Origin of the sequence: Priestia sp. LL-8 (assembly GCF_036227845.1) — a bacterium.
GTDB classification, from domain to species: Bacteria; Bacillota; Bacilli; order Bacillales; family Bacillaceae_H; genus Priestia; species Priestia zanthoxyli.
Window position 1 is genome coordinate 410,074 of the sequence record NZ_JAZAQH010000001.1, and the last position, 17,427, is coordinate 427,500.

General features: G+C 38.1%; 13 protein-coding genes, 14 tRNA genes and 2 riboswitches. Of the genes, 24 read left to right on the top strand and 3 right to left on the bottom strand.

Annotation, left to right across the window (positions count from 1 at the left end; all coding sequences use genetic code 11):
• The first annotated feature begins 20 nt into the window (after positions 1-20).
• The 14 genes from U9R83_RS02175 to U9R83_RS02240 all read left to right on the top strand — a co-directional run bounded on the left by U9R83_RS02175 (position 21) and on the right by U9R83_RS02240 (position 1,396).
• A tRNA-Val gene (locus U9R83_RS02175) sits at positions 21-96 on the top strand.
• Positions 97-114: 18 nt separating this feature from the next.
• Positions 115-191: transfer RNA gene (locus tag U9R83_RS02180), tRNA-Met, on the top strand.
• 3 nt (positions 192-194) lie between these two features.
• Positions 195-270, top strand: a tRNA-Asp gene (locus U9R83_RS02185).
• Positions 271-285: 15 nt separating this feature from the next.
• Positions 286-361 (top strand) — tRNA-Phe (locus U9R83_RS02190).
• A gap of 25 nt (positions 362-386) precedes the next feature.
• Positions 387-462, top strand: a tRNA-Thr gene (locus U9R83_RS02195).
• A 10-nt stretch (positions 463-472) separates the two neighbouring features.
• Positions 473-556 (top strand) — tRNA-Tyr (locus U9R83_RS02200).
• Positions 557-561: 5 nt separating this feature from the next.
• Positions 562-635: transfer RNA gene (locus U9R83_RS02205), tRNA-Trp, on the top strand.
• Between the two features lie 30 nt (positions 636-665).
• Positions 666-741, top strand: a tRNA-His gene (locus U9R83_RS02210).
• 28 nt (positions 742-769) lie between these two features.
• Positions 770-844 (top strand) — tRNA-Gln (locus U9R83_RS02215).
• A gap of 5 nt (positions 845-849) precedes the next feature.
• A tRNA-Gly gene (locus U9R83_RS02220) sits at positions 850-924 on the top strand.
• Positions 925-961: 37 nt separating this feature from the next.
• Positions 962-1,035: transfer RNA gene (locus tag U9R83_RS02225), tRNA-Cys, on the top strand.
• Between the two features lie 14 nt (positions 1,036-1,049).
• Positions 1,050-1,138: transfer RNA gene (locus U9R83_RS02230), tRNA-Leu, on the top strand.
• Positions 1,139-1,168: 30 nt separating this feature from the next.
• A tRNA-Leu gene (locus tag U9R83_RS02235) sits at positions 1,169-1,250 on the top strand.
• A gap of 72 nt (positions 1,251-1,322) precedes the next feature.
• A tRNA-Gly gene (locus tag U9R83_RS02240) sits at positions 1,323-1,396 on the top strand.
• A gap of 115 nt (positions 1,397-1,511) precedes the next feature.
• Here the strand turns inward: U9R83_RS02240 and U9R83_RS02245 are convergent.
• Positions 1,512-2,177: a B3/B4 domain-containing protein gene (locus tag U9R83_RS02245; protein WP_014461815.1), complete on the bottom strand. Its 666-nt coding sequence runs from the start codon at positions 2,175-2,177 to the stop codon at positions 1,512-1,514.
• 129 nt (positions 2,178-2,306) lie between these two features.
• Here U9R83_RS02245 and queG point away from each other — a divergent pair, with 129 nt between their 5' ends.
• From queG to U9R83_RS02285, 8 genes are all read left to right on the top strand, one after another.
• Entirely contained in the window at positions 2,307-3,443 is a 1,137-nt protein-coding gene (gene queG / locus U9R83_RS02250; RefSeq protein WP_014461814.1) for a tRNA epoxyqueuosine(34) reductase QueG, read from the top strand.
• A gap of 72 nt (positions 3,444-3,515) precedes the next feature.
• The gene (locus U9R83_RS02255) at positions 3,516-4,403 is read left to right on the top strand and encodes an amidase domain-containing protein (RefSeq protein ID WP_014461813.1); all 888 of its coding nucleotides are present in this window, start codon (positions 3,516-3,518) and stop codon (positions 4,401-4,403) included.
• Positions 4,404-4,467: 64 nt separating this feature from the next.
• On the top strand, positions 4,468-4,941 hold the full coding sequence (trmL, locus tag U9R83_RS02260; RefSeq protein WP_016762878.1) for a tRNA (uridine(34)/cytosine(34)/5-carboxymethylaminomethyluridine(34)-2'-O)-methyltransferase TrmL: 474 nt from the start codon (positions 4,468-4,470) through the stop codon (positions 4,939-4,941).
• Between the two features lie 458 nt (positions 4,942-5,399).
• The gene (locus U9R83_RS02265) at positions 5,400-7,295 is read left to right on the top strand and encodes a PrkA family serine protein kinase (protein ID WP_013055179.1); all 1,896 of its coding nucleotides are present in this window, start codon (positions 5,400-5,402) and stop codon (positions 7,293-7,295) included.
• 324 nt (positions 7,296-7,619) lie between these two features.
• A complete protein-coding gene (yhbH, locus tag U9R83_RS02270; protein WP_014461810.1) occupies positions 7,620-8,798 on the top strand; it encodes a sporulation protein YhbH in 1,179 nt (392 codons plus the stop codon).
• 104 nt (positions 8,799-8,902) lie between these two features.
• Complete coding sequence (locus U9R83_RS02275; protein ID WP_328575057.1) at positions 8,903-9,934, top strand: DUF3231 family protein; 1,032 nt, start codon at positions 8,903-8,905, stop codon at positions 9,932-9,934.
• Positions 9,935-10,078: 144 nt separating this feature from the next.
• Positions 10,079-10,975: a cation diffusion facilitator family transporter gene (locus U9R83_RS02280; RefSeq protein WP_014461808.1), complete on the top strand. Its 897-nt coding sequence runs from the start codon at positions 10,079-10,081 to the stop codon at positions 10,973-10,975.
• Positions 10,976-11,235: 260 nt separating this feature from the next.
• Positions 11,236-11,691 (top strand): VanZ family protein, encoded by a 456-nt coding sequence (locus U9R83_RS02285; protein ID WP_226556568.1) that lies wholly within the window; start codon positions 11,236-11,238, stop codon positions 11,689-11,691.
• Between the two features lie 167 nt (positions 11,692-11,858).
• Here U9R83_RS02285 and thiC read toward each other — a convergent pair whose 3' ends face one another.
• Together thiC and U9R83_RS02295 are read right to left on the bottom strand one after the other, a co-directional pair.
• On the bottom strand, positions 11,859-13,628 hold the full coding sequence (gene thiC, locus U9R83_RS02290) for a phosphomethylpyrimidine synthase ThiC (RefSeq protein WP_014461805.1): 1,770 nt from the start codon (positions 13,626-13,628) through the stop codon (positions 11,859-11,861).
• A 113-nt stretch (positions 13,629-13,741) separates the two neighbouring features.
• Positions 13,742-13,856: riboswitch (TPP riboswitch) on the bottom strand.
• Between the two features lie 81 nt (positions 13,857-13,937).
• Positions 13,938-14,228 (bottom strand): hypothetical protein, encoded by a 291-nt coding sequence (locus U9R83_RS02295; RefSeq protein WP_014461804.1) that lies wholly within the window; start codon positions 14,226-14,228, stop codon positions 13,938-13,940.
• Between the two features lie 457 nt (positions 14,229-14,685).
• On the opposite strand from U9R83_RS02295, the gene U9R83_RS02300 reads away from it, so the two are divergent.
• Both U9R83_RS02300 and U9R83_RS02305 read left to right on the top strand, forming a co-directional pair.
• Positions 14,686-15,510 carry an undecaprenyl-diphosphate phosphatase gene (locus U9R83_RS02300; protein ID WP_014461803.1) on the top strand — a complete coding sequence of 275 codons (825 nt, stop codon included), beginning with the start codon at positions 14,686-14,688 and terminating at the stop codon, positions 15,508-15,510.
• A 273-nt stretch (positions 15,511-15,783) separates the two neighbouring features.
• Positions 15,784-15,923, top strand: a riboswitch (cyclic di-AMP (ydaO/yuaA leader).
• Positions 15,924-16,029: 106 nt separating this feature from the next.
• Positions 16,030-17,289 (top strand): cation:dicarboxylate symporter family transporter, encoded by a 1,260-nt coding sequence (locus U9R83_RS02305; protein ID WP_014461802.1) that lies wholly within the window; start codon positions 16,030-16,032, stop codon positions 17,287-17,289.
• Positions 17,290-17,427: the final 138 nt, after the last annotated feature.

Below are 17,427 nucleotides of genomic sequence, written 5' to 3' on the forward strand. Positions count from 1 at the left end.
ATTTTCATCTACATAATAGTGGAGGATTAGCTCAGCTGGGAGAGCACCTGCCTTACAAGCAGGGGGTCGGCGGTTCGATCCCGTCATCCTCCACCATATATTATCTATTATCATCGCGGGGTGGAGCAGTTCGGTAGCTCGTCGGGCTCATAACCCGAAGGTCGCAGGTTCAAATCCTGTCCCCGCAACCAAGTGGTCCCGTGGTGTAGCGGTTAACATGCCTGCCTGTCACGCAGGAGATCGCGGGTTCGATTCCCGTCGGGACCGCCATTTTAAATTTAATAAGGCTCGGTAGCTCAGTTGGTAGAGCAAAGGACTGAAAATCCTTGTGTCGGCGGTTCGATTCCGTCCCGAGCCACCATTTTAAAAACATTTGTTTTTAAAATGCCGGTGTAGCTCAACTGGTAGAGCAACTGACTTGTAATCAGTAGGTTGGGGGTTCAAGTCCTCTTGCCGGCACCACAGTTATTGTGGAGGGGTAGCGAAGTGGCTAAACGCGGCGGACTGTAAATCCGCTCCTTCGGGTTCGGCAGTTCGAATCTGCCCCCCTCCACCATTTACAGGGGCATAGTTTAAAGGTAGAACTACGGTCTCCAAAACCGTCAGTGTGGGTTCGATTCCTACTGCCCCTGCCAATTATAAAAATAACATTGCATATATACGTGGCGATTGTGGCGAAGTGGTTAACGCACCGGATTGTGGTTCCGGCATTCGTGGGTTCGATTCCCATCAGTCGCCCCATTTATAAACGATATGCATATTCCAATATTGGGCTATCGCCAAGCGGTAAGGCAACGGATTTTGATTCCGTCATGCGTTGGTTCGAATCCAGCTAGCCCAGCCATATTTGCGGAAGTAGTTCAGTGGTAGAACACCACCTTGCCAAGGTGGGGGTCGCGAGTTCGAACCTCGTCTTCCGCTCCAATTTAATTTTAATAAAGTTACTTAGTCTTGAGTAAATGGCGGCATAGCCAAGTGGTAAGGCAGAGGTCTGCAAAACCTTTATCACCGGTTCAAATCCGGTTGCCGCCTCCATTTATTTACAAGCTGCCGGGGTGGTGGAATTGGCAGACACACAGGACTTAAAATCCTGCGGTAGGTGACTACCGTGCCGGTTCAAGTCCGGCCCTCGGCACCATTTATAATTTTAACTTGCCTTTTTTATTTTGCCGATGTGGCGGAATTGGCAGACGCGCACGACTCAAAATCGTGTTCCTTCGGGAGTGTCGGTTCGACCCCGACCATCGGTACTTTAGCTTTACTTGACAGGATGATTCCTGTTTTTATTTTTACTTATCGGTCGACAAATTTTGATAATATTTGCGGGTGTAGTTTAGTGGTAAAACCTCAGCCTTCCAAGCTGATGTCGTGAGTTCGATTCTCATCACCCGCTCCATACATATTGTTATCACAACGCAGTGTCTCGCTTTCAAAGCTGAGATGTTGCGTTTTTTATTTTTAGCGCAAATATAGCGTCTATCTTGAAAAGATAGACGCTATATTTGCGTACATTAGTTAATGACTTGATAGGTTGCTTCGCCGCCGTGAATTTGAATGAACATGTCACTTAGGGATTTAGTTAGTTTATAAGCCTGTTCTTCTGAAAGTGAAGGCTTTAAATAAATGAACTGTACAGCTTGTGTTGTCTTTTCAGTTACGTACGCTCGGTTAGAATCGACATAAGGGCTTCCGAAAGCTCCTAAGGCATCTTTTGAAATGATTTTATTTTCTAAAGAAATGTTACGTTCATTTAGAGCTTCATAAGACTCTTCTTTTTTACCGATAGTAAATTCGATGGGGCCCTCTAAATTAGAGGAATCATAAATTCCAATTGGTACTTCATATTGCAATGAAAAAAAGTTATTAATGTCCACAGCGGAATTGATAGAAGGCAAATACGTTTGTTTTCCTATTCGCCGAATTAAAGCCTCTATTGAAGGACGGTATTTACTTGGATCAGTTCCAAATGTTTTGAAAAGCTTTCTCCACTCGCTAACACCTTCAAATTCTGCTGCTTTTTTTGACTCAAGGTCGAAATAAATGGATTCTTGAAAGAGGCGCAGACGTCCTTTTAGCATTTGAGGAGAATCGCCAACTTCAATATTTTTATACTGAATGATTCCCATTTTAAAAGAAGGGCAAAGCTGTTTAATAGCGGGTGATAATGTAAAGTTCATTTTTTTGATCCTTTCTATTATAATTAGTATTTGTTCGTTTATAGATACCATCCTATCATTTCATTGAGTGAGAAAACAGTTCAATGCATGAATATATAGAATTTCTTAGAAAGGAGGCCATTACTCACTATGAATGCGTATCAGTTAAAGGAAGAAATTATTTCATACAGCAAAGAGATTGGAATTGATAAGATTGGATTTGCGAGTGCTTCTATGTTTGATGAGTTAAAGAATCGATTGTTAGCACAGAAAGAGTTAGGTTATGCTTCGGGCTTTGAAGAACCTGATATTGAAAAGAGAGTAGATCCCACGTTAGTTGTTCCAAAAGCTAGATCTATTATTTCAATTGCACTTGCGTATCCTTCTAAATTAAAAGATGCACCAAAGAGCACAAAGGAAGATCGCCGAGGAATCTTTTGCCGTGCTTCTTGGGGGCAAGATTATCATACGGTTCTTCGTGATAGGCTTCAAAAGCTTGAAACCTTCATACAAGAAAAAGTACCTGCAGCTATCCTTCAATCGATGGTAGACACAGGCGAGCTGTCGGACAGAGCTGTAGCAGAAAGAGCTGGTATTGGCTGGAGCGGTAAGAACTGTGCCATTATTACACCTGAATTTGGTTCCTACGTGTATTTAGGAGAAATGATTACAGATATCCCGTTTCCTCCTGATAAACCGATAGAGGACGGTTGTGGTACTTGTAATAAGTGTGTGGACGTGTGCCCTACCGGCGCGCTTGTAACAGGCGGTCAGCTGAATTCGCAGCGATGCATTGCCTTTTTAACCCAAACAAAAGGATTTTTAGCTGAAGAATTTCGAAGTAAATTAGGCAATCGTTTATATGGCTGTGATACATGTCAAACTGTGTGTCCTGAAAATAAAGGAAAAGACTTTCATTTTCACCCTGAGATGGAGCCTGACCCAGAACTTGCGAAGCCTAAATTAAAACCGCTTTTAACGATGAGTAATCGTGAGTTCAAAGAGAAATTTGGACATGTTTCAGGATCTTGGAGAGGGAAAAAGCCAATTCAGCGTAATGCCATTATTGCACTGGCCCATTTTAAAGATCAAACCGCCGTTCCAGATTTAATTGAGTTAATTAAAAATGACGTTCGCCCTGTTATTCGAGGAACGGCGGCATGGGCGTTAGGCAAAATTGGTGATAAAGAAGCATTAGATACACTTATGAACTTAAGAGAAAAAGAAAAGGACCAAGAAGTAATTGAAGAAATGTCAAAAGGTATAGAGATGCTTCAAGAGATCTAAACCGTATTTTTATTGATAAAGTTAGCTAATGAGTCATAGCGTATAATAAACGCTTAGAAAAGTGGTGACATTATGCTAACAAAAAGGAATGTATTATATACTTTAATTAAAGCGCGTGCGGACAGCTACGTAAAAGGTGAGCTTCATGAAGACTTTAAGCCTTTCATTGAACAGCAGTGTGAGCTAAAGCGGTCTCTTATAAAAAAAAGAGAAGTTGATGTTTTAAAATGTAATATGAAAGGTTCTATTCAATCTGCTCATACGGATCAGGAAGAAACAAGAGTATTATATAAGGTGCACATTCAGGCATTTTTAAAACAAAACGATTTTTTCTATATAGAAGAGGAAATTGAAGATCGTTTAGCGCTTTTTTATAAAGATACACTTATTCAAGATGAGCTGCTGGTAAAGGATTTTTCTGAAGATGAGGTTGAAATGGATGTAGAAGAAGTAGAGGAAGACGAAGAAAGAGCCTCTTATTATGATCGTCTTGCGGCTGTTCAGTATGCAGAAAAACATTGGGATAAACCTAATGAAAGTTATAAGCAGTTTGAGGTAAACTGCACCAACTATATCTCACAGTGTTTGCATGCAGGAAAGGCGCCGATGCGGGGATATCCTAAAAAAGCAAACGGATGGTGGATGAGAGGGAACGCCTGGAGCTATAGCTGGGCCGTTGCTCATTCCATGCACAGCTATTTAAGTAACTCCAAGTCAGGACTTCGGGCCGTGCGGAAATCTTCAGCAAGCGAACTTGTCCCCGGAGACGTTATCTGCTACGATTTTGAAGGAGATGGAAGATGGAATCATACGACGATTGTTGTAGCAAAAGACGGTCATGGTATGCCTCTTGTGAATGCGAACACGTATAATAGTCGAATGAGATATTGGGCTTATGAAGATTCAACGGCTTACACGCCAAAGATTAAGTATGATTTTTTCCATATCGTTGACCGGTAAGTCTTTCGTTTTAGCAAGTTAGTGGTATAATGATGAATAGATTTGTTAGCAGAGGTGAAAATTTGTGGGAGTACACGTAGTGTTATTTCAACCAGAAATTCCAGCAAATACAGGAAATATTGCGCGAACATGTGCAGCAACAAATACGACGCTGCATTTAGTTCGGCCGTTAGGCTTTTCAACAGATGATAAAATGTTAAAGCGAGCTGGATTGGATTACTGGGAATTTGTAAATGTGGTGTATCATGATTCATTAGAAGAAGTATTCGAGAAGTATCCTGAAGCAGGCTTTTACTTCATCACAAAATTTGGTCAGCAGCCACATACAACATTTGATTATAGTGACTTAGAGCAGGATCATTTCTTCGTATTTGGAAGAGAAACAAAGGGTCTGCCAAAGCACATTATTGAAGAGAACATGGAAAGATGTCTTCGTTTACCGATGACAGAAAATGTTCGTTCTTTAAATTTATCTAATACAGCAGCTATTTTAATCTATGAAGCGCTGCGTCAACAAAATTACGCTGGTTTATCTTAAATAAAAAGCGAGGTTCAAATTTTATTGAACCTCGCTTTTTTATTTATGTCGACGATGATATGTAGTGGTTATTTTTTAACGCCCGGTTTATCATTGTATCCCGCTCTGAAGATGGATGCTAAAAAAGCAATTGTTACTCCTAATACTAAAAGTAAGCGCATTGATTTTCCTCCTCAATCTAATTAAAAGGATTATACAGCTACTGCAGTTAAAACCGACTTCCCATATCTCATGATGATAATAATGACAAAATAACTCTTCTAGAGACGTAAGTTCTCTAATAAAGTTTAACCGTTCCTTCTTACTCTTTTATTATAGCTAATAAATACTTCACTGTGAATGCCTAGCAAGGACAAATTTCTGAATTTTACAATTTAAAAAGCATGTTCAAACATTTTGCTGCATAGATTGTATTAATCTTGTTCACTAGCACCATAACTAGTAGGGGAGGTCCTTTAATGGATATATTAAAGAAAGTTGAAAGATACCGCGAAGAAGAGAATCGTCTTAAGTGGGAAGGGACATTTGAAGAGTACCTAAAGCTGATTAAAGATGAGCCTTTAATTGCTCAGCCTGCACACTCTAGAGTATACAACATGATAAAGGATGCAGGAATTGAAGAGGTAAATGGTAAAAGACATTATAAATTTTTCAGTGGACAAATGTTTGGACTTGAAGATTCGCTAGAACGCTTGGTGGAAGAATATTTTCATCCAGCTGCAAAGCGTTTAGATGTTCGTAAACGTATTTTACTTTTAATGGGTCCAGTAAGTGGTGGTAAATCGACGCTAGTGACCATGTTAAAAAGAGGGCTTGAAGCTTATTCGCTTACTGATCGAGGAGCTGTTTACGCTATTAAAGGATGCCCAATGCATGAAGATCCGCTGCATTTAATTCCACATCATTTGCGTAAAGACTTCTTTGAAGAGTATGGTATCCGAATCGAAGGAAACTTATCTCCTTTAAATACAATGCGATTAGAGGAAGAGTATGGCGGCAGAATTGAAGACGTCATTATCGAACGCATTTTCTTCTCAGAGGACAAACGAACTGGAATTGGAACGTTCAGTCCTTCTGATCCGAAATCTCAAGACATTGCCGACCTAACAGGAAGCATTGACTTTTCAACAATTGCAGAGTATGGATCTGAGTCAGATCCGCGTGCTTACCGCTTTGATGGAGAGCTTAATAAAGCAAACCGGGGAATGATGGAGTTCCAGGAGATGTTAAAATGTGATGAGAAATTTTTATGGCATTTGCTCTCTTTAACCCAAGAAGGAAACTTTAAAGCAGGAAGGTTTGCTTTAATTAGTGCAGATGAATTAATCGTAGCGCATACAAATGAAACAGAGTATCGCTCGTTTATTTCCAATAAGAAAAATGAAGCTTTGCATTCACGAATTATTGTAATGCCTGTTCCATATAACTTGAAAGTGAGTGATGAGGAAAAAATTTATGACAAAATGATTCGTGAAAGTGACGTATCAGATGTTCATATTGCCCCTCATACGTTGCGTATTGCATCTATCTTTACTACGTTAACAAGATTAAAAGAGCCTAAAAAAGGCGATATCGATTTATTAAAGAAAATGCGTCTATACGACGGTCAATCTGTAGAAGGCTATAACGATGCAGACGTAGAAGAGTTACAAAAAGAGTATACGGATGAAGGAATGAGCGGTATTGATCCTCGTTATGTCATTAATCGCATTTCATCTACCATCATTCGAAAAGATATTAAATCAATCAATGCATTAGATGTACTGCGTTCATTGAAAGAAGGGTTAGCACAGCATGCGTCTATTTCTGCTGAGGACCGAGAGCGTTACCTGAATTATATTTCTCTGGCGCGTAAGGAATATGATGAAATTGCTAAAAAAGAAGTGCAAAAAGCGTTCGTTTATTCGTACGAAGAGTCTGCTAAAACATTAATGGATAATTATTTAGATAATGTCGAAGCATACTGCAATAAAAATAAGCTTCGCGATCCGCTAACAGGAGAAGAGTTAAATCCAGATGATAAATTAATGCGCTCAATTGAAGAACAAATTGGTATTTCAGAAAACGCGAAAAAAGCATTCCGCGAAGAAATCTTAATTCGTATTTCCGCTTATGCACGTAAAGGAAAACGATTTGACTATAATTCGCATGAGCGCTTACGTGAAGCGATTCAGAAAAAATTGTTTGCAGATTTAAAAGACGTAGTGAAAATTACAACGTCTACTAAAACACCAGATGAGCAGCAGCTGAAGAAAGTGAATGAAGTGGTGGCTCGATTGATTGATGAACATGGGTACAATTCAGTATCTGCTAATGAATTGCTGCGCTATGTAGGAAGTTTGTTAAATCGATAACTCAGTACTAACAAGAAAACATGGCACTTCCGATTTGTGCCATGTTTTTCTTATCTCTTCAAATAAACTCTGCATAATTAGGCTAATGTGTAGTACGCATTGTACTTAACCATCATATGATAAGTCATAAACATATACATGACACTAGACACTATAAAATGAATAGTTAATAGTGAAAGAATTAGTTAGCAAGTATAGCATTCTTGCGCATAGGATAAGAGTAACCAACCTTTGAACTAAAGGTATTTGTCAGAAACTTTCGGTATAGCTTATGCATGCCAAGTAAAAACGTGCAGGTGTTTTTTAAATAAGGAGGGGAATAGCGTGGGAAAAGAAGTAGATAAAAGTTTTGCTGTCTCAAAAGAAGACTGGTCCCTCCATCGTAAAGGCCACGATGATCAAAAAAGACATCAAGAAAAAATTAAAGAAGCCATTAAAAATAATTTACCGGATTTAATCACAGAAGAAAATATCGTGATGTCCAATGGAAGAGAAGTCGTTAAAATTCCGATCAAATCATTGGATGAATATCGAATTCGGTACAATTATGATAAAAACAAACATGTGGGTCAAGGTGATGGAGACAGTAAAGTTGGGGATGTAGTAGCACGTGACGGATCTGCAGGAGATGGTCAAAAAGGAGCAGGAAAAGGTCAAGGAGCAGGAGACCAGGCTGGAGAAGACTACTTTGAAGCGGAAGTGTCCCTCATGGAGCTTCAAGAGGCTTTATTTGCTCAATTAGAATTGCCTAATCTTCAGCGAAAAGAATCTGATCAAATTGTTGTGGAACACATTGAATTTAATGATATACGACGTACAGGTTTGATGGGGAATATTGATAAAAAACGAACGATGATGAGCGCTTATAAGCGAAATGCAATGACAGGAAAGCCTACTTTTCATCCTATTTATCCAGAGGATTTAAAATTCAAAACGTGGAATGAAGTTATAAAGCCGGAATCGAAAGCGGTCGTCTTAGCTATGATGGATACGAGCGGTTCGATGGGCATATGGGAAAAATATATGGCACGTAGCTTTTTCTTTTGGATGACACGCTTTTTACGTACGAAATATGAAACAGTAGAAATTGAATTTATTGCACATCATACAGAGGCAAAAGTAGTGTCAGAAGAAGACTTCTTCTCAAAAGGAGAAAGCGGAGGAACCATTTGCTCATCTGCTTACCGAAAAGCGCTTGAATTAATTAATCAAAAGTATGACCCGAGCCGCTATAATATTTACCCGTTTCATTTTTCAGATGGCGATAACTTAACTTCAGATAACGCAAGGTGTGTAAAGTTAGTAAATGAATTGATGAAAGTGTCAAATATGTTTGGGTATGGAGAAGTAAATCAGTACAATCGACATTCTACTTTAATGTCCGCGTACAAAAACATTCAAGACGAAAGTTTTAGACATTTTATTTTAAAACAAAAATCAGACGTTTTTCACGCGATGAAAAGCTTTTTTAGAAAAGAGACAGAAGACCAGAAATATGCATAACCTAAAAGGCCTAGACTTATTATCTAGGTCTTTTTTATGCGGTTTATTCAACGCTTCTTTGGAGATAGTAAAAGTACGACTTTATCCAAAAGGAGAATAAGTGAATGAACGAAAATATAAAGAGGGAAATGCAAAAACATCAACAAAATCAGCGGTTGAACGCAGCCGAGTTAGGTTACTTATGGGCGCAATATTTAGGCGATACGCTATATGTATGTGTTCTTGGGTATTTTCTATCTGTTGTAAAAGATCCCGAGATTAAGGACCTCTTAAAAAAAGCACATCATATTTCACAAACTCATGTAGACGAATTGACGGAACTATTCAGTTCGGAAAAAATTCCAATCCCAGTAGGTTTTGGGGAACAAGATGTGAACAAAGGAGTTCCTGCTTTATTTGATGATATTTTTATGGCTATCTATGTCAATGAAATGGCTATTGGAGGTATGAAGAAATATGCCAGAGCGCTAAGCGCAGTGAGAAGGCAAGATATTTATGACCATCTATCCCGATGTGTAAAAGAAAGCGACAGTCTTTTAGAGAGTTCTAACCACGTTATTTTAAGCAAAAGCATGCTGATGAGACCTCCAGTTATTCCTTATCCTGTAAAAGTGAATTTTGTGGACCAGAAAACGTTTATATCACCACTTTTCTCTCAAATGCATCCTTTAACTTCTTTGGAGGTTACGGCTATTCAAGAAATTGTTAATACAAATGTATTAGGTAAAACGCTGATGCTGGCATTTAGTCAAGTAGCTACCACACAAAAATTACGCTCTTATTTTTTTGATGGAGTCAAACTTGCGAGTAAGCAAATCAAGCACTTCACCGAGTTACTGTCTGAAGCTGATTTACCAAGTCCGAGGCTGCTTGATGCATATGTAACCAACTCAACGATTTCACCGTTTTCAGATAAACTGATGATGTATCATACTTCCACAGCGGTGACGATCGCTATTGATAACTGTGGTGCTGGTTTGTCTATGTCGTTCCGTTCGGATGTAGCAGTAGAATTTTCTCAGCTAATTGGACGTATAGGAAAGTACGGAAAAGATGGAATTCGGATTATGATTGAGCAAGGTTGGATGGAAGAACCTCCAATGGCAACTGATCGTAAGAAGTTGGCGGAGAAATAAAAAAGAATATGTTGTCGATTATCAGTAATTTTGCGGTGCTGAAACATATATAGCTAAACGAAAATAGGTTGCTCTAGACCCACTTGAAGGAACAGTGATAAGATAAAAAAGCTGATTTTTCAAGAAGTAAGTCGAGGTGTGCAAATGAACAATAGTATAAGGGAGTCCATTGCGAAAAAAGTAGCGTGGATTAGCGTATGGAGCAATATTGCCCTTACGCTAGGAAAAGTAATAGTAGGATGGATTGGAAATAGTGATGCCGTGTTTGCTGATGGTATTCACTCTGCAGCGGACGTATTTGCCTCTATTATTGTATTATTGGTTATAAGAGTAGCGAATAAGCCAGCAGATGATGACCATCCATATGGGCATGGAAAAGCAGAAGTAATTGTCTCAGGAATCGTAGGAATTATTTTATTGCTTGTATCATTTTATGTGGTATTTGAAGGAGTCGTTGGTTTATTCCATCCGGTCGAATCTCCAAATATTTTAGCTATGTGGATTGCTGTTATCTCGTACATAGCAAAGGTATTGTTGTACCGTTATTCTTTAAACGTAGCGAAGCAGCACCACAGTAAGGCAATTGAGGCAATTGCATTCGATCATAAAGCAGATATTGTTGCTTCTATTGCAGCGGCAATTGGTGTTTTATTATCCATTATTGGTGATAAAATGGACGTTCAACTGCTGTTATATGGAGACAAAATAGCAAGTATCTTTGTTGCTTATTTAATTTTTAACATTGCCAGACAAATGATGGGAGAGTCTTTTCAAATCTTAATGGAAGGCAATATTGATGAAGAGCTACTGAAAGAACTTGAAGAAAGCATTTATGAATTTGAAGATGTGAAGCGGATTGATCGCGTTCGAGCAAGAGAACATGGCCATTACATATTAGTGGATGTACGTATTTCAATTGACCACTTTAAAACAATTAAGGAAGGTCATGATTTAGGACGAGAAATCAAAGCAACACTTATGAAAAAGCATGATAATATTCAGGAAGTATTAATCCATTTGAATCCTTATTATCCAGATTAAATAAGAAGCAGCGAAGTGTTATCTCGCTGCTTCTTATTATTTATAGATGTAGAAATTAATGAAATGAGTAGAATAAAATGATGAGGATTTTTATTTATAAAGAATCAAGTTTAATAAAATTGTATAAAGGGAATTGTATTTATTTATTGATGTGATAGGATAAAAAAGCATGTACATGCATTCACTACGAATGAAAGCAATGGACGGGTACATATAGATAATAATAAATGGTTTTGGGAGTCAAAGAAGGTGATGTTGAAGTGAAGGCAAGCATCAGATCAATCGTTAAAAAAGTCATGTTCACTCTGTTTATTGCGTATACGGCAGTGGTCATTTATGCAACTCTCATAAGGGAAAACGAACATGTTTACGGAAAAGCAATGAACTTGGATTTATTTAGCACGATCCGTCTGATGTGGGACAGTGGGAATATAATGCTCACTCTGACAAATATACTGGGAAATATTGTGATGTTTGCGCCGCTTGGAATGTTTATTCCTATGTTTATGAAGTGGTTTGATGGTTTTATTCAAGTGTTTACGACGGGTTTCTTAATCAGTTTTCTGATTGAAATTTTACAGTACAAGCTAACGGAACGAGTATTTGATATTGATGATATCTTTTTGAACACGCTAGGTACATTTATAGGCTGGGTTATTATTAAAATACTATATTGGGTTAAGAACATGCTGAAAGCACGTTTCAAAAAAAGATGAAAGGACTTCTTTACGAAGTCCTTTTTGCATCTTGTTGATAGAAACACTTAATGCAGCGCTTTACGGAAGAATGTGAGGATTCAACGATAATGTGCTGACAATTTTGCTGAACAAATAATAACTTTCTTTCAAGCAGCTTAATTTGTTCTTTAAGCTGTTCTACTTCATTATTGATAGATATTTGAACCACTGTTAACAAACTCTTTAGCTTTTTCTTTCATTCCTTCTTCTCTTACTTCGTTTACATCTTTTTCATTTTCTTGAGCCATGTTACGAATATCTTGGGAAATACGCATTGAACAGAATTTAGGTCCACACATTGAACAGAAATGGGCTGTTTTAGCACCTTCAGCGGGAAGTGTTTCATCGTGATATTCTTTTGCGCGCTCTGGATCTAGTGACAGGTTAAATTGATCATTCCATCTAAATTCAAATCTTGCTTTAGACAGCGCGTTATCGCGTTTTTGTGCTCCTGGATGGCCTTTTGCTAGGTCAGCGGCATGAGCAGCAATTTTGTAGGTAATAACCCCTTCTCGAACGTCTTCTTTATTTGGAAGACCTAAGTGTTCTTTTGGCGTTACGTAGCAAAGCATAGCTGTCCCAAACCATCCAATCATTGCAGCACCAATACCTGATGTAATATGGTCATAGCCTGGAGCGATGTCGGTTGTAAGCGGTCCAAGAGTATAGAAGGGAGCTTCTTGGCATATTTCCATTTGTTTATCTACATTTTCTTTGATAAGGTGCATAGGGACGTGTCCAGGACCTTCAATCATAACTTGTACATCGTGTTTCCAAGCAATTTTAGTTAGTTCGCCAAGCGTTTCTAATTCACCGAACTGTGCCTCATCATTAGCATCTGCAATGGAACCAGGACGTAGCCCATCGCCAAGGGAAATAGAAATATCGTATGCTTTACAGATTTCACAGATTTCTTCAAAGCGAGTATATAAAAAGTTCTCTTCATGATGAGCTAAACACCACTGCGCCAAGATGGATCCTCCGCGTGAAACAATACCTGTCGTACGTTTCGCTGTTAGAGGAATATAGCGTAAAAGAACACCTGCGTGAATAGTAAAGTAATCAACACCTTGTTCTGCTTGTTCAATTAATGTATCGCGGTATGCTTCCCACGTTAGATCTTCTGCTACGCCTTTTACTTTTTCAAGCGCTTGGTAAATAGGAACGGTCCCTACAGGAACAGGCGAGTTGCGGATAATCCATTCGCGTGTTGTATGGATATCTTTTCCTGTTGATAAATCCATAATTGTATCGGCTCCCCAACGCGTTGCCCATGTCATTTTTTCTACTTCATCTTCAATAGCTGAACGAATAGCTGAATTTCCGATATTAGCATTAATTTTTACATGGAATTTGCGGCCGATAATCATCGGTTCGCTCTCAGGGTGATTGATATTATTAGGGATAATCGCACGTCCTCTTGCTACTTCTTCACGCACAACTTCAGGATCCATCTGTTCACGAATAGCGATAAACTCCATTTCGGGCGTGATGACTCCTTTTTTCGCATAGTGCATTTGCGTTACATTTTGATTTTTTTTTGCGCGCAGCGGTAAACGACTAGTGTTAAAGCGCTCGTACTGATCTCTTGGATCACCATCATAATAACCGTTATCCTGTGGCTGAACAGTACGGCCTTGATATGTTTCTACATCGTTTCGTTCTGCAATCCACTTTTCGCGCAGAGCCGGTAATCCTTTTTGTAAATTAATTTCATAACGGGGATCTGTATAAACACCGCTCGTGTCGTATACACGTACGGGACTATTTTCTTCTTCACCAAAAGATCCTGTAGTAGGAGACTGATGAATTTCACGCATAGGTACTTTAAGGTCTTCTCTGGATCCTTGGACATATACTTTGTGACTGTTTGGAAAAGGCTTTTTCATAGAAACTGATACATTTTGTTTTGACATTACATATTCCTCCGGTTTCGCATAAAGTGTAGCTATACCGAACCATAAAAAAATCGGGTTCTGTGATAGACAGAACCCGATGGAATAGGCGAAAAAAGAATAAACATATACTATTCTTTTCAAGACTACTTCCCTCCGCTGGTATAACCCAAATCAGGTTCAAAGGGTTAAAGAGTTTTATTGCACTCTTCTCTCAGTCTGAGCTATCAGACACCCCTAGTAGAAATAACATTCGAATTATTCAATTTACGGCTTAAGTTTACCATCATTCGGTAAAAAATCAACCCTTAATATAAAAAAGCTAGACAATTAGCGTTGTCTAGCAGCGTCGATTGCAATTACAATAGCTGTAATAATATGCATGATAAATCCTAAAAATGGAATCCAAGCAACCAGTGAGGTAACAAGCCCTAGTATGTTTCCATAAGCAGATAACCCGCGTCTATTCGCTAAAATGAGTGTGATAGCATGAAGAATAAATCCAATAAAAAGAGGGGTATAACTAAAGCCCATAACAATCCCAGCGCCAATTAAAGGAATTCCGAGTAACGCTTCATACCCAGCAGTAACCCATTTCATTGTACGTACATTTCCATTCATAGTAAAAAGCCTCCTAAAAAAGATACTATTATATACGAGAAAAGAGAGAAAAAAGTTTCAAATTACTTAGGGGATATGTCGTATAAGCAAGCACTAGTTGATTAAAATGATAGATGACAGTAAAGGGTATGGAAAAAACATAATGATTTAGTCATTTTTTCACACCAAAGAAAAATAGTCTAGATGATTCATTTTTAGCTAAGGGCCCGGAATGTATACCGAACACAGCGACTGCTTTTTAAAACAAATAAAAGCTGATATCTTGTTTTTGGGTTCTAGCATGTAAGGTTTTTATTACAAATTATTAAAGATTCTTATCTTTTTGCAAATACACATTGTATTTCATAGTTTTAACAATTATGATAAAAAAGCAAGTGTCAAAATAGGAAAATAGTTGAGCATGTAAAACGAAGCGATAAGCTTATTAATTTGAAAGAAAGGCAAGGTATATAGCTTTATGTGGGAAATTATTGTAGCAATCATTTTAGGGATTGTAGAAGGTTTAACAGAGTTTGCTCCTGTTTCGTCAACTGGGCATATGATTATTGTGGATGACCTGTGGTTGAATTCAAAAGAATTATTTTCATCTCCAGTAGCTAATACATTTAAAATTGTTATTCAGCTAGGGTCGATCTTAGCAGTAGTTGTTATTTTTAAAGATCGTTTTATTAATTTATTAGGATTGGGAAAAAAACCAGCTGCTCCAATTGGACCGACAAATCGCTTGAATTTAATGCAGGTAATTGTTGGTCTGTTACCCGCAGGAGTGTTAGGACTTTTGTTTGATGATTACATTGATGAACATTTGTTTTCTTTAAATACGGTGCTAATTGGCTTAGTGGTTGGAGCTGTATTAATGATTCTAGCAGATTTGTTTGGACCTAAACGTCCGCGTGTAGAGACGGTGGACCAAATGTCTTATGGACAAGCACTAGGTATAGGACTGTTTCAATGTATTGCTCTTTGGCCAGGTTTTTCTCGTTCAGGCTCAACGATTTCAGGAGGGGTTCTTCTTGGAATGAGCCATAAGGCAGCCGCAGATTTTACATTTATTATGGCAGTGCCAATCATGGCAGGAGCAAGCGGACTTTCATTGATTAAAAACTGGCAGTACTTCACATCAGATGCACTACCGTTTTTTATTGCCGGTTTTATCAGCGCCTTTATTTTTGCGCTGGTATCCATTCGCTTTTTCCTAAAATTAATTAATCGCATCAAATTAGTGCCATTTGCAATTTATCGAATTGTTTTAGCAGCTATTCTATATTTTGTATTTTTATAAAATAAATACGCGTGTTCTTTAGTCCCTTAAACTTCTAATAGAGACTCAAAGAGCAAGAAAAAGCTATTGCAATGTTGCAATAGCTTTTTTGCATAAATATATATTATCGCCTTTTGAAAGCGTTTTATAAACATAGGTATTGACAAAACGTGTCGAAAAATAGTAAATTAATATTTGTGCAGTATAAAGTTAAGTAAAAGTAAGACTTCTGTTTAGTTTTATTGACTGTAAAAAACGTATGACAACGTATAGATCGTTTTAATTTTATAAAAACTGAATAATAAGCTTAATCGTATAGAGCGGGGGAATCATTATCGGCAGTAAAGCTGCCTTGGGGTGAATCCTTACAAAAGGTAGGAAACTCTCAATTCCGAATCCGACAGTTAACCCCGTTTGCTTTATTGAGAGAAAGAGCCCAAAATAGCGTAAGTAAAAGGCTGTTCTTTCTTAAGAATAGTCTTTTTTTGTTTTTTCAGAAAAGTATATACAAATGTCATACATCTTTGGGGAGGTACATCTATGAAAAAAATTCGTTTTGGTTTGGCTACGCAGATTTTTACCGGATTAATCCTCGGTGTTCTTGTAGGGGTAATTTGGTTTAACGATCCGCGTGTAGTAACATACCTACAGCCGCTAGGAGACTTATTTTTAAGATTAATTAAGATGATTGTTATTCCAATTGTTATCTCAAGCTTAGTCGTTGGGGTTGCAGGAGCAGGTAGCGGTAAACAGGTCGGGAAGCTCGGCGTTAAAACAATTCTCTATTTTGAAATTATTACGACTTTTGCAATTGTAATCGGTGTATTGATTGCTAATATTTTTCATCCTGGGCAAGGTGTAGACATTCAATCAGCACAGAAGAGTGATATTTCACAATACGTTGAAACATCCGAACAGCAAGAAGGAAAGTCAGTGGCTGAAACGTTCTTGCACATTGTTCCGACAAACTTCTTCCAATCAATTGTTGAAGGAGATATGCTAGCAATTATCTTCTTTACAGTGTTGTTTGCACTTGGAGTAGCAGCAATTGGGGAAAGAGGAAAGCCAGTTGTACAATTCTTCGACGGCGTTTCTCACGCAATGTTTCACGTGGTAAACCTTGTAATGAAAGTGGCTCCAATTGGTGTATTTGCTTTAATTGGTGTAACGGTTTCAAAATTTGGCTTAGATTCACTCCTTTCATTAGGAAAGCTTGTTATCTTAGTTTATTTAGCGTTAATTTTCTTCCTACTTGTTGTATTAGGAGGAATTGCTAAATGGGCAGGAATTAACATCTTCCACTTATTCCGCTATATGAAAGATGAACTGTTGTTAGCATACAGTACATCTAGTTCTGAGACAGTTCTTCCGCGTATCATGGAAAAACTTGAAAAGATGGGCTGTCCAAAAGCTATCGTATCGTTCGTTGTACCAATTGGTTATACATTTAACCTAGATGGTTCCGTTCTTTATCAAGCGATTGCAGCGTTATTCTTAGCGCAGGTGTATGGTATTGATTTAACGATCGTTCAACAGCTGACGCTCATTCTTGTATTGATGGTTACATCGAAAGGAATGGCTGCAGTGCCAGGAACATCATTTGTTGTATTACTGGCTACTCTTGGAACAATCGGTGTTCCCGCAGAAGGATTAGCCTTCATTGCTGGAGTAGACAGAATCATGGATATGGCACGTACGGTTGTTAACTTAGTAGGAAACACACTAGCAGCAATTGTAATGTCTAAATCCGAAGGCAAATTTGATCCTAAAAAAGGTACAGAGGTCATGAGGGCCGGCTAATTTATAAATTAAAAAGCTACTTATTCTATTCAAAAAATTAGAATAAGTAGCTTTTTTCATAATAATTCCTTTATTATTATGGGAATTGACCCTATAATATGTAACATCAGGTATAAAAATATCCAAATTTTATTCTTA